General features: G+C 71.9%; 12 protein-coding genes. 4 read left to right on the top strand and 8 right to left on the bottom strand.

What is annotated here, in order from left to right; genetic code table 11:
- Positions 1–314: 314 nt before the first annotated feature.
- From J7E93_RS04480 to J7E93_RS04490, 3 genes are all read right to left on the bottom strand, one after another.
- Positions 315–1,004: a transglycosylase SLT domain-containing protein gene (locus tag J7E93_RS04480; RefSeq protein WP_215065921.1), complete on the bottom strand. Its 690-nt coding sequence runs from the start codon at positions 1,002–1,004 to the stop codon at positions 315–317.
- A 384-nt stretch (positions 1,005–1,388) separates the two neighbouring features.
- Positions 1,389–2,711 (bottom strand): PhoH family protein, encoded by a 1,323-nt coding sequence (locus J7E93_RS04485; protein ID WP_215065922.1) that lies wholly within the window; start codon positions 2,709–2,711, stop codon positions 1,389–1,391.
- A gap of 417 nt (positions 2,712–3,128) precedes the next feature.
- Positions 3,129–3,890, bottom strand: a complete 762-nt coding sequence (locus J7E93_RS04490) for an isoprenyl transferase (RefSeq protein ID WP_215065923.1) — start codon at positions 3,888–3,890, stop codon at positions 3,129–3,131.
- Positions 3,891–4,000: 110 nt separating this feature from the next.
- Between J7E93_RS04490 and mgrA the strand changes: the two genes are divergently transcribed.
- Positions 4,001–5,038, top strand: coding sequence for an L-glyceraldehyde 3-phosphate reductase (gene mgrA / locus J7E93_RS04495; RefSeq protein WP_215065924.1), 1,038 nt, complete (start codon positions 4,001–4,003; stop codon positions 5,036–5,038).
- A 351-nt stretch (positions 5,039–5,389) separates the two neighbouring features.
- Here mgrA and J7E93_RS04500 read toward each other — a convergent pair whose 3' ends face one another.
- Positions 5,390–5,743, bottom strand: a complete 354-nt coding sequence (locus J7E93_RS04500; RefSeq protein WP_215065925.1) for a helix-turn-helix domain-containing protein — start codon at positions 5,741–5,743, stop codon at positions 5,390–5,392.
- Positions 5,744–5,820: 77 nt separating this feature from the next.
- On the opposite strand from J7E93_RS04500, the gene J7E93_RS04505 reads away from it, so the two are divergent.
- On the top strand, positions 5,821–7,026 hold the full coding sequence (locus tag J7E93_RS04505; protein WP_215065926.1) for a winged helix DNA-binding domain-containing protein: 1,206 nt from the start codon (positions 5,821–5,823) through the stop codon (positions 7,024–7,026).
- Between the two features lie 110 nt (positions 7,027–7,136).
- On the opposite strand, the gene J7E93_RS04510 is transcribed toward J7E93_RS04505, so the two are convergent.
- Both J7E93_RS04510 and J7E93_RS04515 read right to left on the bottom strand, forming a co-directional pair.
- Positions 7,137–8,651 (bottom strand): DUF2079 domain-containing protein, encoded by a 1,515-nt coding sequence (locus J7E93_RS04510; protein WP_215065927.1) that lies wholly within the window; start codon positions 8,649–8,651, stop codon positions 7,137–7,139.
- Between the two features lie 25 nt (positions 8,652–8,676).
- Positions 8,677–9,543, bottom strand: coding sequence for an A24 family peptidase (locus tag J7E93_RS04515; protein WP_215065928.1), 867 nt, complete (start codon positions 9,541–9,543; stop codon positions 8,677–8,679).
- A gap of 39 nt (positions 9,544–9,582) precedes the next feature.
- Here J7E93_RS04515 and J7E93_RS04520 point away from each other — a divergent pair, with 39 nt between their 5' ends.
- Complete coding sequence (locus tag J7E93_RS04520; protein WP_215065929.1) at positions 9,583–9,960, top strand: DUF192 domain-containing protein; 378 nt, start codon at positions 9,583–9,585, stop codon at positions 9,958–9,960.
- On the opposite strand, the gene J7E93_RS04525 is transcribed toward J7E93_RS04520, so the two are convergent.
- Positions 9,932–11,026: a hypothetical protein gene (locus J7E93_RS04525; RefSeq protein ID WP_215065930.1), complete on the bottom strand. Its 1,095-nt coding sequence runs from the start codon at positions 11,024–11,026 to the stop codon at positions 9,932–9,934. The two genes, J7E93_RS04520 and J7E93_RS04525, sit on opposite strands and share 29 nt — an antisense overlap.
- A gap of 100 nt (positions 11,027–11,126) precedes the next feature.
- Here J7E93_RS04525 and J7E93_RS04530 point away from each other — a divergent pair, with 100 nt between their 5' ends.
- Positions 11,127–12,062, top strand: a complete 936-nt coding sequence (locus J7E93_RS04530; protein WP_251066041.1) for a hypothetical protein — start codon at positions 11,127–11,129, stop codon at positions 12,060–12,062.
- A gap of 30 nt (positions 12,063–12,092) precedes the next feature.
- On the opposite strand, the gene J7E93_RS04535 is transcribed toward J7E93_RS04530, so the two are convergent.
- A complete protein-coding gene (locus J7E93_RS04535) occupies positions 12,093–12,701 on the bottom strand; it encodes an OmpA family protein (protein WP_215065931.1) in 609 nt (202 codons plus the stop codon).
- Positions 12,702–12,711 lie beyond the last annotated feature (10 nt).

The following is a 12,711-nucleotide window of genomic DNA, read 5'->3' on the forward strand; positions in this document are numbered from 1 at the left end:
CCCCGGCGGCCGCAGCGTCGGCGTCGCCACCCGGAAGACCGGCCGGGCCGACCAGGCCTACCGGGCCGTACGCGCGGTCGCCCAGGTCGTCCTCCGCCTCCGCACGCGCGCGGCGCTCGTCAAGGCGTTCGCCCATGCGATTCAGGCTGTCGCCCAGCCGGGCCAGCCATCCTGGCAGTCTCGACATGCTCTTCCCTCTTCCCCCGCTCACTCTCCCGCTCACCCCCCGGAGAGCCCGACGAACCCCGAACCTACACGCACGGAGCCCCTCACCGTAGGACGGTGAGGGGCTCCACGAGGTTGAGCTCGCCGGTCTAGTACCAGCGGTTCGCCTGCCAGAACGACCACGCGCCACAGGGGCTGTCGTAGCGGCTGTTCATGTAGTTCAGGCCCCACTTGATCTGGGTCGCCGGGTTGGTCTGCCAGTCGGCGCCGGCCGACGACATCTTCGAACCCGGGAGGGCCTGGACGAGACCGTAGGCACCCGAGGAGGCGTTGGTCGCGCGGTAGTTCCAGCCGGACTCGTGGTCCACGATGTTGCTGAAGCACTGGAACTGCGAGGCCGGGATCATCTGGCGGGCGATCGCCTTGACCTCGGCGATGGAGTACGAGCCCTGGGCGCTGAAGCTCGACGCGTCGCGCAGCGAGGAGCGGTTGGCGCGCTCGGCGGCCTCCTTGCGCTCCTTCTCCGCCTCGTCGGCGGCCTGCTTCTTCGCCTCGGCGTCCTTGGCGGCCTGGAGGCGGGCGGCCTCCTCCGCGGACTTCTTCGCGGAGGCATCCGCGGCGGCGGCCTGGACGTCGGCCTGCTCGGAGAGCGAGGCGATCTGTACCTGGGCCTGCTCGCCCACGGGAATGTCCGCGAGCAGCGTGGTGTCGGCCGCGGTGGCCTCGAAGTTGTCGTCCGAGGGCTGGGTGCTGCCCGAGGCAACGCCCACGACGGCGCCGACGGTGGTGACCGCAGTGGCCGAAGCCACCGCGAATCCCCGGACCGAGATCCGGCTCACACGGTTTCCTTCCAGCATCGCCCACGCAGGTGACCAAGCGGGCGAAATCGTGCCCCTGGCGCTGGTCTTCGACGTAATGGGTCACAGAAGACACGGGCCCGTGGTGCTGTGGGCGGCATACGGCGAACGGTTGTTGAGTTGTGTGGTGCCGCACCGCTGGGGGTGCACGTGTGCCGTATGCGGGGCCTGACGGAAGCAAGACTCTGCCGGACGCCGACGCCGCAAGGCAATTCTGTGTTGCGTGTGAAAGCTCACACCCCGTCCGTCACAACGGTTTTGGTCGATTCTGCGGACAGCACGGCGCCGCCCGGCTAAGCTCCTGCGCTCTGCCGGGCGGCGCCAACTCTCGTACGGGTACGGGACGGACGGGCCCGTACTAAACGGTCAGTTCGGTCCATCCTCCAGCATTTCGGTCACGAGCGCGGCGATCTGGGAGCGCTCGGAGCGGGTGAGCGTGACATGGGCGAAGAGCGGATGTCCCTTCAGCTTCTCGACCACGGCGACGACTCCGTCGTACCGACCGACCCTGAGGTTGTCGCGCTGGGCGACGTCGTGGGTGAGCACCACACGGGAGTTGGCCCCGATCCGGGACAGAACGGTCAGCAGGACGTTCCGCTCGAGGGACTGGGCCTCGTCCACGATGACGAACGCGTCGTGGAGGGAGCGGCCCCGGATGTGGGTGAGCGGCAGGACCTCCAGCATGCCGCGACCGAGCACCTCCTCGATGACGTCCCGGCCGGCGACCGCCGAGAGGGTGTCGAAGACCGCCTGAGCCCAGGGGCTCATCTTCTCGGCCTCGCTGCCCGGCAGATAGCCGAGCTCCTGGCCGCCGACCGCGTACAGCGGACGGAACACCATCACCTTCTGGTGCTGCCGGCGCTCCAGGACCGCCTCCAGGCCCGCGCAGAGCGCCAGCGCGGACTTGCCGGTGCCGGCCCGGCCGCCCATCGAGATGATGCCGACGTCCGGGTCGAGGAGCAGGTCGAGGGCGATCCGCTGCTCGGCGCTGCGACCGCGGATGCCGAACACCTCCCGGTCGCCCCGCACCAGACGAACGTTTCCCTCCGCCGTGATCCGGCCGAGCGCCTTGCCCCGCTCGGACTGCAGTACCAGACCCGTGTGCACCGGCAGCTCGGCGGCCTCCGGGACGTACAGGGATTCCTGGTCGTAGAGGATGTCCACCTGGTCGGCGCCAAGGGTCAGTTCGGACATTCCGGTCCAACCGGAGTCCGTGATGGCCAGTTCGGCGCGGTACTCCTCGGCGAGGAGACCGACCGATGAGGCCTTGATACGCAGCGGCAGGTCCTTGGAGACGACCGTGACGTCGTACCCCTCGGCCTGGAGATTGCGCGCGACCGCCAGGATCCGTGAGTCGTTGTCCCCCAACCGGTAGCCGGCCGGGAGCACGCCGGGGTCGGAATGGTTCAGCTCGACACGCAGGGTGCCGCCCAGTTCCCCGATGGGGAGCGGGGCGTCGAGGCGCCCGTACCGGACCCGGAAGTCGTCCAGGAGGCGCAGGGCCGCCCGGGCGAAGTAGCCGAGCTCGGGGTGGTGCCGCTTGGCCTCCAACTCGGTGACCACGACGATCGGCAGCACGACCTCGTGCTCGTCGAAGCGGGACACGGCGTTGGGGTCGGCCAGCAGGACGCTGGTGTCGAGAACGTAGGTGCGCCTGTCGGACAAGCGGCGCTTAGTGCTGGTCACCACGGAAGGACAGACCCCCTCTGAAGACCCCTGCGAGGGCGGGGCGCGACGGAATCGGTGTCGCTGCGGGATGGGACCGGGCTCTGGCCACAAAACGCGGGCCGAGCGCCGGCCCTCCGCTTCGTCCGTACATGTCCTGCACGGTCGTCCTGGTGCAACGGGCCTCCCGGGTGGCGGTCTCCGTGCCGCTCACTCTGAAAGGGATATGCCCTCGAACACGCGTTACCATGCGCGGGCATATGACGACGCGTTCGGGAACAGCGGGTGACTCGCGGCGGGGCGGCCGAGGGCGCGGGAGAGCCGGGCGGCGGCGCGGGAGAGTCCGGACTCGGGCGCGGGAGAGCCGGACTCGGGCGCGGGAGAGCCCGGGCGGGAGCTGCGGGGAAGCGCCGGGCGGGGGCCGCGGGGGAAGGGCCGGGTTCAGGTGCCGTAACGGCGGTGCCGGGCGGCGTAGTCGCGCAGCGCCCGCAGGAAGTCGACCTTCCGGAAGGCCGGCCAGTGGACCTCGCAGAAGTAGTACTCCGAGTGCGCGCTCTGCCACAGCATGAAACCGGACAGGCGCTGCTCGCCGCTGGTACGGATCACCAGATCGGGGTCGGGCTGGCCGCGCGTGTAGAGGTGCTCGGAGATGTGTTCGACGTCGACGATCTCCGCGAGCTCCTCGAAGCTCGTCCCCTTCTCCGCGTGCTCCAGGAGCAGCGAACGGACCGCGTCCGCGATCTCCTGGCGGCCGCCGTAGCCGACGGCGACGTTGACGAGTATCCCCGTGTTGTCGTGGGTGGCCTGCTCGGCCTCCTTCAGCACGGACTGCGTCCGGGCGGGCAGGAGGTCCGCTGTGCCCACGTGGTGGACCCGCCAGCGGCCGTCGGAGGCCAGGGCGCGCACGGCGTCCTCGATGATGGCGAGCAGCGGGACGAGCTGCTCCTCGGGCCGGTTCAGGTTGTCCGTGGAGAGCATCCAGAGCGTGACGACCTCGACGTCGGTCTCGGCGCACCAGCCGAGCAGCTCCTGGATCTTGTCCGCGCCGGCCTTGTGCCCCTGTTCGGGGGTGCCACCGGAGGCCTTGGCCCAGCGCCGGTTGCCGTCGAGGATCACGCCGATGTGCTTGGGCACCTGGTCGTGGTCGAGGCGGCCTTCCACCCGGCGTGCGTAGAGCCCGTACACCAGGTCGCGCAGGTTCACTGTTCTTAACCCCTCCATGCCGCGTCGGTCCCCGAAGCCGCCACATTACTGCGCACGGGTCAAAGGCTCCCAGCCCGGGACTGTCACAAGTCCGTGATAAGCAGAGATACGTGACTGATTCCCCTCTCTACCGCGCTTCCGCGGACCGGTACGACCACATGGAGTACCGCCGCGCCGGCCGCAGTGGGCTGAAGCTTCCCGCCGTCTCGCTGGGCCTGTGGCACAACTTCGGCGACGACCGCACGCTCGACTCGCAGCGGGCGATCCTGCGCCGCGCCTTCGACCTCGGCGTCACCCACTTCGACCTGGCGAACAACTACGGGCCGCCGCCCGGCTCCGCCGAGCTGAACTTCGGCAAGCTCTTCGCCCAGGACTTCGCGCCCTACCGGGACGAGCTGATCGTCTCGACGAAGGCCGGCTATCTGATGCACCCCGGGCCGTACGGCGAGTGGGGTTCGCGCAAGTACCTGATGTCGTCGCTCGACGCCTCGCTGAAGCGGATGGGCCTCGACCACGTCGACATCTTCTACTCGCACCGCTTCGACCCGCACACCCCGCTGGAGGAGACGATGGGGGCGCTCGCCTCCGCCGTCCAGCAGGGCAAGGCGCTGTACGTCGGTGTCTCCTCGTACACCAGCGAGCAGACCGCCGAGGCCGCCGGGATCCTCAAGGACATGGGCGTCCCCGCCCTCATCCACCAGCCGTCGTACTCGATGATCAACCGCTGGACCGAGGAGGACGGCCTCCTCGACACGCTGGAGGCGGCCGGCATGGGCTGCATCTCCTTCGTGCCGCTGGCCCAGGGGCTGCTCACCAACAAGTACCTGAAGGGCGTCCCGGAGGGCTCGCGCGCGACGCAGGGCAAGTCCCTCGACCCGAACCTGCTCTCCGACGAGGTGCTGAGGCGGCTGCGCGGCCTCGCGGACATCGCCGAGCGCCGCGGGCAGTCGCTGGCGCAGCTGGCGCTGTCGTGGGTGCTGCGCGACGAGCGGATGACCTCCGCGCTGATCGGCGCGTCCAGCGTCGGGCAGCTGGAGGAGAACGTGGCCGCGCTGGCGGGGCCGCCACTGACCGCGGAGGAGCTGAAGGAGATCGACGTCTTCGCGGTGGACACCGAGGGCACCAACATCTGGGCCGGACGGGGCTGAGACGGGGCCGAGGCGGGGCCGAGAGGGTTCCCGGAGTGCGCCGAGAGGGAGATGAGGTCGGCGCGTGAACAAAAAACGGGCCGGTCCGTGGGGGGGATACGGACCGGCCCGAGGGGGGGTTTCCACCATAACCCTTCATTAGTGGTGCTGGGTGCCATGCGCCGCCGATGGTCTGCCTCGGAAGCCGCGGAGCCCAGTCGGGACAAGGGCTGTGGGCCCCGTGGCGGGTTTGCGCCCCGGCGTGGCGGCGGGTTCCGTACCTCCCAAGGGGGACCCTCGGGGACGGGCCCACGGTTGACGCACGCGGACGCGATCGGGCGGTCGGGCGAGTGGCGCCGGGGTCGCGCCGGGTCAGGCGGCCTGTTCGGCCTTGCGGGCGAGGATCTCCGTCATGAAGCGGTCGCCCCACTCCCCCAGCGGCAGCAGCGCCGTGTTCAGCGCCTCGCCGAGTTCGGTCAGGGAGTACTCCACCCGGGGCGGGACCTCCCGGTAGATCTCGCGGTGCACGATGCCGTCCGCCTCCAGCTCGCGCAGCTGCTGGATCAGCACCTTCTCGCTGACCCCGGTGATCTGCCGTCCGAGCTCCCCGAAGCGGGTCGTGCCGTGGGCGTGCAGCGCCCACAGGATGAGCGGCTTCCACTTGCCGCCCACCACGTCGACGGCCGCGTCGAGCCCACAGTCGTACGCCGTCTTCCCCTTGGCCATCGCCAACTCCTCGATTCTTCCCGACTGTTCGGTCAAGGCGGACAGCCTCCGACCTATTCCGACCCTACGGTCGGGGCATGACGACCACCCCACCACACGTCGGCTGGGCCGAGGCCGACGCCCGCAGGATCCACCGGCAGTTTCTGGACGAGCCGGCCGGCACGACGCCCGCCGAGGTGACCGCGGCGATGCTCGGCGCGCACGCCCAGATCCTCTCGGCCGCCGAGCTGTCCGTGGCGCTGCGCACGGCGAAGGCGACCCGGGCGGACGTACGGTCGGCGCTCCGGGGCGACCGCGCCGACGGGGCGGACCGAACGAACCGGACGGGCCGGACGGACCGGACTCTGATCAAGACGTACGGTCCGCGCGGCACCGTGCATCTGCTGCCCACGGCCGACCTTCCGCTGTGGACGGGGGCGCTCTCCTCGATCCCCACCGGCAGGAGCTCGATGCCCGCGGACGTACGGATGACGCCGGCGCAGACCGACGAGGTCGTGGCCGCGATCGCGGACGCGCTGACCGGCGCCGAGCTGACCGTGGACGAACTGACGGACGCGATCGTGGCGCGTACCGGCCCGTGGGCGGGCGACCGGGTGATGGACGCCTTCCAGGACAAGTGGCCGCGCTGGCGCCAGGTGACGCACACGGCCGCCCACCGCGGGGTCCTGTGCTTCGGCGCGGACCGGGGCCGGAAGGTCACGTACACCCATCCCGGCGTCCGGCCCGCCGACGGGACGGCGGCGCTCGGCGAGCTGGTGGAGCGCTATCTCCACGCGTACGGCCCCGCGAGCCCCCGGCACTTCGCCAAGTGGCTGGCGGCGCCGGACCGGTGGGCCGGTGAGCTGTTCGCCGGGCTGGCCGGGGAGGGGCGGATCGAGGAGGTCTCCTTCGAGGGCGAGTCGGCGTGGGTCGTCGCCGGGGACACGGAGTTCCCGGACGAGCCGGCGCGCGGGGTGCGGCTGCTGCCGTACTTCGACGCGTTCACGATCGCCTCGCAGCCGCGCGAGCGCCTCTTCCCGGGCGAGGCCTACGGGCGGGCACTGGCGGGCGGGCAGGCGGGCAACTTCCCGGTGCTGCTGATCGACGGGACGGTGGCCGGGGTGTGGCATCAGCGGAGGTCGGGGAAACGGATCGCGGTCACCGTGGAGCCGCTGCCCTCGGCCGGGACGCTGGGCGCGGCGCGGCTGCGTGAGCTGGCGGAGCAGGCGGAGCGGGTGGGGGCGGTCCTGGAGGGGACGGCGGAGCTGACGGTGGGGACGGTGACGGTCGGCCCGCACGCGTGAGGTGCTTCTGGCCCTGCGGGTGGGGTCCGCGGGCCCGGCGCGCGAGGTCCGGGCCGCGTGCGTGACGTTCGCGGCCGCGCGTGTCGGGTGGCGGCCGGTGAGGGCTCGGCTCAGCGTGCCGCGTCGGGGGCCGGGCGGTGGAGGAGTGTCAGGCCGTCGCGGCGGGCGACGACCTCGTAGCCGTGCCGCTCCTGCGCGGCCTTCAGCTCCGCCTCCTGCTGCTCGATCGGGTAGGGCCAGTGTCCGGTCTTGTACGGCCATGCCTCCGGCGCCTGGGCGTCGTGGAGGATCCACTCCGTGGTGGGCGGCGGGAAGGTCTTCCGCTCGTACTGGTAGAGCTTGCTGTCCACCGGGAAGGTCGGGAAGACGACGACCGTGCACCGCGCGGTGAGCTGCGGGACCAGCCGGTTGGAGACGGCGACGGTGGCGCCGTCCGGGATCTTCCCGAGCAGTTCGCGGGCGGCCTCGATGTGCGGTGTGGTCCGCCAGGTGGCCCGCTGGGCGAGCTGGGCCAGCGGGAAGGAGGGGATCATCACCGCGGTCACGACGAGCACGGTGGCCAGCGAGGCCCGCACGTGGCGGGCGGCGAGCGGGTGGTCGTCGCGGCGCCAGACGGCGAGGGCGTCGATGAGTCCGGCGAAGACGACCGGCATGAGGATCGCGCTGTAGTGGAAGGCCGTGCCCCAGTGGAAGCCGTTCTCGGAGACCATCCGCCAGGCGAGGGTCGGGATGGCGATCGCCGAGAGCGGTGAGCGCAGGGCGAGCAGGGCGGACGGCGCGAAGACCAGGATCAGGGTCATGACCTTGATGTCCGGGCGCAGGGCGTCGAGCGGGGCGTGGGCGAGGGTGGAGAGCAGCGAGCCGTAGCCGTCGGAGAGGTTCCCGCCGTGGGCGTAGTCGCCGCCGGGGTTGAAGGCCGGCAGCAGGAACTTGATCTCGATCAGTGAGCCGATCAGTCCGGCCGCGGCGGTGATGACGCCGAGCCGGCGGGGACCCTTGATCGCGATGAGGACGCCGACGGCGGCGAGGGTGAGGCCAAGGTCCTCCTTGATGAGCAGGAGGGGTGCGGCCCAGGCGACGGCGGCGCCCCAGCGCCGGCTGCCGAGGGCCTCCAGGCTGAACGCGAGCAGCGGTACGGCGAGGGCCACCTCGTGGAAGTCGAAGGCGGCGGCCGAGGCGATGCCCCAACTGAGCCCGTATCCGGCGGCGATCACATGGGCGGCCCGTCGGCCGAGTACCCGCAGGGCCCAGCGGGCGAGGGGGACGACGGCGAGGGCGAGGAGGGCCGACTGGGCGATCAGCAGACAGAGGGGAGAGGGCCAGAGCCGGTAGAGGGGCGCGAGTGCGGCGAGGAGGGGGTGGAAGTGGTCGCCGAGAAGGTTGAAGCCCTGACCGCGCAAGGGGACGACGGGGGCTCGTAGTTCGGCGTAGGCGCGGACGGCCTGCTCGAAGATGCCCAGGTCGTAGCCGGTGGTACGGAGGAGGAGGTGGCGGCGCACGGCGACGGTCGCGTAGAGGAGGCACAGCGCGGCGGCCCACGCCCAGGGCAGGAGGGCGGACGCTCTCCGGGGCAGCCGGAGGGCCGCCGGAACGACCTGGATGCTTCTGTCAGCAATTGTCCGCATGTGACGGGATGCTAGGACGGGAACCTCAGGGGGTGGCGGAGAGCGCGCCGAGGAGCAGGCCGAGCAGGGCGCCGCCGAGCATGAAGGGCCCGAACGGGATCGCGGAGGTGCGGGTTCCGCGCCGGGCGACGACCAGGCCGAGTCCGTAGAGCGAGCCGAGGAGGAAGCCCGCGAACGTACCGGCGAAGAGGATGCCCCAGCCGTACCAGCCGAGGGCGGCCCCGAGGGAGAGGGCGAGCTTCACGTCGCCGAAGCCCATGCCGTTCGGATGGATCAGGAAGAGCGTGAAGTATCCGCCGCCGAGGGCGGATCCGCCGAGCAGCGCGTGGAGCCAGGACCCGCCGTCGTACGGCAGGAGTTCTGCGCCGGCGAGGAGCAGGGGGGTGGCGGCGGCGAGCGGGAGCGTGAGCTGGTCGGGCAGCCGGTGCACGCGGACGTCGACGGTCGCCAGGAGCACGGCGAAGGGCGCGTACAGCAGCCAGACGAGCAGCTCGGGCCGGGGCCCGGCGGCCAGAGCGAGCGCGGCGCAGGTGAGGCCGGTGAGGAGGGGGGCTGTGAAGCGGGGGCCGGTGAGTGGGGGGCCGGTGAGTGGGCGCGGGACGGTCGAGGGCGGGGCCGGGGCGGGCGCCTGGGTCTGGACCTCTGTCGCAGGCGGGGCCTCTGCCGTCGGAGGCGGGACTTGGATGGAGGAAGACGGGGCTTCGGTGGCGCAGGTGCGGCAGGCCGGGGTGCCGAGCCAGCCGCCCGCGGGTCCCACGAGGGCGTGTCCCGCCGGGCAGCTGTCCCGCCACCGCTCCTCCGGCTCGACGGAGAGCCGGTACGCGGCGCGCGGCACGAGCAGCCCGGTGGCGGCGCCCCACAGGGCGGCGACGGCGATCAGCGTGGCGTACACGCGCGGCACCCTACCCACCCCTGCCGCTACGGTCTCCCCATGGGGAGTCTGGGGAGTACGGGGAGATGGCACGACGGAACCGGCACACTGACCGTCCCCGGAGGGACGGTCGAGCTGGAGATCGCGGCCTCGTACCGGGCGCGGCGGCGTGGTCTGCTCGGCCGGGACGGGATCACGGGCGCGCTCCTGATCACGCCGACCAACAGCGTGCACACCTTCGGCATGCGCTTCACCATCGACGTGGCCTACCTGGACCGCACACTCACCGTCCTCGACGTGGTGACGATGAGGCCCGGGCGGCTCGGGATGGTCCGCTTCCGGGGCAGGCACGTGCTGGAGGCGGAGGGCGGCGCGATGGCGGGCTGGGGCGTGCGGCCGGGCGTACGGGTCACGGCGGCCCCGAGCCGAGCAGCGTGAACGCTCCGTAGCCGGCGGAGGCGAGTGCGAGCCCGGCCAGGACCAGCACCCGGTTGCGTATCCGGAGCCGCACCAGCGCCGTCGCCGCCGGGAGCAGCAACCCGAACGCGGGCATCATCAGGCGCGGTCGGGAGCCGAAGTACGCGGCTCCGATGAGGGAGATCACGACGACGGCGATCGTGTACACGAGCAGCGGCAGCGGCTGCTGCTGCCGTACACAGAGCACCACCAGCCACCCGAGCAGGCCGAGAGCCGCACACAGACCGAGGGCGGCGAGCGGCGGGAGACCCCAGATGAAGCGGGCGAGCGCGATCCCGCCGTCGATGGAGTTGCCCCAGGCGGCCTGGACGTCGAAGTAGGCGGTGCCACTGTCCTGCCGGACGCCGACGTACACGATGTACGCGAGCCACCCCAGCGGCGCGAGGAGCACGCCGGCCACCATCCGGACCGGCAGCCTACGGTCGCGGACGGCCGTGACCAGCGCCGTGATCCCGATCGCGGCGATGAGCGCGGCGGCGGTCGGCCGGGTGAGCCCTGCGCACACGCAGAGCGCTCCGGCCAGGATCCAGCGCTCGCGCAGCACCGCGAGGACCGACCAGGCGGCGAGAGCCGTGAAGAGCGTCTCGGTGTACGCCATCGACTGCACGAAGGCGGTCGGGTACACGCCCCAGAGGACGGCGAGCGCGACCCCGGCGGGCCGGCCGGCGATGTGCGCGCCGACGGCGTAGATGCCCCAGGCGGCGGCGAGCGAGGCGGTCCAGGAGACGAGCAGACCTGCGGTGGCCGCGTCGAAGGGGAGGGCCCGTGCGAGGAAGGGGAAGAGCGGGAAGAAGGCGAGGTCGGAGTGGACGCTGCCGTTGGGGAGGGTGACCTCGTAGCCGTATCCGTGCTCGGCGATCCGGGTGTACCAGACGGAGTCCCAGCGGCCCTTGAGGCGGTGCAGCCCGTCCTTGCCGGTCATGGCGGCGGCGAGGGCGAGGACGGCCAGGCCGAGGACGCGGGTGGCGGCGTAACCGCCGAGCGCGACGGCGAGGGCCTGTGGGGGGCGGGGCCGATCGTGGGACATGCGCTCGATTATGTCCGGATCGCTCCGGGCGGCTCGCCCATGATCTCCGACGTTATCCACAGGGGATGCGAACGATCCGGGCGGCGGGGATCGTTGGGCCATGGAGGACGTGGTGGGTGTGGCGAGCATCGCCCGGGGCGGGGTGCTCCTGGCGGTATGGGCGTACGCGGCGGGCTGGTCGCACGGCCGGTTGCGGAGGCGGCTGGCCGCCGAGGGATGGCAGCGGATCTGCCGGGGCGCGTGGGCCGCCCCGGGAAAGGAGGTGGACTGGAAGGTCAGAGCGACGGCGATCCAGCTGCTGCGCCCGGAGCTGGTGGGCAGCCACGGCACGGCGGCGGCCGTGCACCGGATCGAACGCCTCGGAGGTGACGAGCCGTTCGACGTCCTCGACTTCATCGTCCGGCGCGCGTCACTCGCCCACGCCGGAGAGGGGCTGCGCGTCCGCTCCACGGCCCACCTGACGGACCAGGACTGTCTCACCCGAAGAGGCCTGCGGGTGACCGGTCCGGCCAGGACCGTCGGTGACCTGATACGGAGCTGCGCCACACGCGAGGAGGCAGTGGTGGTGGCGGACTCCTCCCTGTCCCGCCGCACGGTCCGGGGCGTACGGCGGGAGCCCTTGGTCCGGCACGGGGACCTGGCAGCCGAACTGGCCGCGCGGCGGCCGGGCGCGGTCCGCGCCCGTGCCTGGCTGCGCCTGGCCGACGCGGCCGCCGGCTCCGCGGCCGAGACGGTCGCCCGCCTGCGCATGCACGACGCGAACCTCCACCCGGAGTCCCAGCCGTTCCTCCACACCCGCTCGGGCCGGGCGCTGCGCCCCGACTTCCTCTTCCGCGCGGCGGGCCTGGCGGTCGAGATCGAGGGCTTCGCCTTCCACGGCACCCGCCACGCCCACGACCGCGACGTGCGCCGCTACAACGACCTGACGGACTGCCCGGCCGTCCGCCGGATCCTGCGCTTCACGGCACGGGACGTCTTCCACCGGCCGGAGCACATGATCGTGGCGATCAGGGGAGCGCTGGGGCACCTGGCGTGAGCACTCGTCCTCCGGGGGCCGGCCCCTGTGTCAGCCGCCCGTCGTGCGGGGGAAGGAGATCTCGACGCGACGGTTCTTCGTCCGGCCTTCCTCGGTGCGGTTGTCGGCGATGGGGTAGTCCTCGCTGTACCCGCGGATGTCGAAGGTCGTCCCCGGGTCGAGGTTCTTGGCGAGCTCCTGCTGGACGGCGTCGGCGCGCTGCTTGGAGAGCTTCATGCCGTGCTCGTACGTACCGAGGTTGTCGGTGAAGCCGAAGACACGGACCTTGCTTGAGCCCTGCTTGTTGATCTCGACGGCGATGGCGGCGATGCGGGCGGTGGCGGCGCTGCTGAGCTTGGCGCTGTCCTTGGGGAAGAGGACCTCGGCCTGCAGGGCGAAGGTGACGTCGACGTTGGTGTCCTCCCGCCGCTGCTCACCGCCCTGCTCCTCGACGACCTGCTTGATGTCGAGGATCTTGGCGGGGGCGAGGGTAGCCCCGTCGGGAAGCATGAGCTCGGGAGAGTTCGCGTCGATCTCGGGGGGCGGGGAGGCGCTGGAGGTGGAGCCGGGGGGATCGTCGGCGAGGGCGGGGACGGCGGGGAGCCCGGCGAGGAGAAGGGTGGCGGTGGCGAGGGCGAGGAGGCGGTGGGGAGTGGTCATGGCGGCAGCA

Source organism: Streptomyces sp. ISL-36 (assembly GCF_018614205.1).
GTDB lineage: Bacteria > Actinomycetota > Actinomycetes > Streptomycetales > Streptomycetaceae > Streptomyces.

Excerpts from the sequence above, each read along its gene's own strand:
- J7E93_RS04500 (WP_215065925.1), bottom strand. The coding sequence starts at position 5,743 with ATGGCCAAGGGGAAGACGGCGTACGACTGTGGGCTCGACGCGGCCGTC.
- J7E93_RS04505 (WP_215065926.1), top strand. The coding sequence starts at position 5,821 with ATGACGACCACCCCACCACACGTCGGCTGGGCCGAGGCCGACGCCCGC.
- J7E93_RS04510 (WP_215065927.1), bottom strand. The coding sequence starts at position 8,651 with ATGCGGACAATTGCTGACAGAAGCATCCAGGTCGTTCCGGCGGCCCTC.
- J7E93_RS04520 (WP_215065929.1), top strand. The coding sequence starts at position 9,583 with ATGGGGAGTCTGGGGAGTACGGGGAGATGGCACGACGGAACCGGCACA.
- J7E93_RS04525 (WP_215065930.1), bottom strand. The coding sequence starts at position 11,026 with ATGTCCCACGATCGGCCCCGCCCCCCACAGGCCCTCGCCGTCGCGCTC.
- J7E93_RS04530 (WP_251066041.1), top strand. The coding sequence starts at position 11,127 with ATGGAGGACGTGGTGGGTGTGGCGAGCATCGCCCGGGGCGGGGTGCTC.
- J7E93_RS04535 (WP_215065931.1), bottom strand. The coding sequence starts at position 12,701 with ATGACCACTCCCCACCGCCTCCTCGCCCTCGCCACCGCCACCCTTCTC.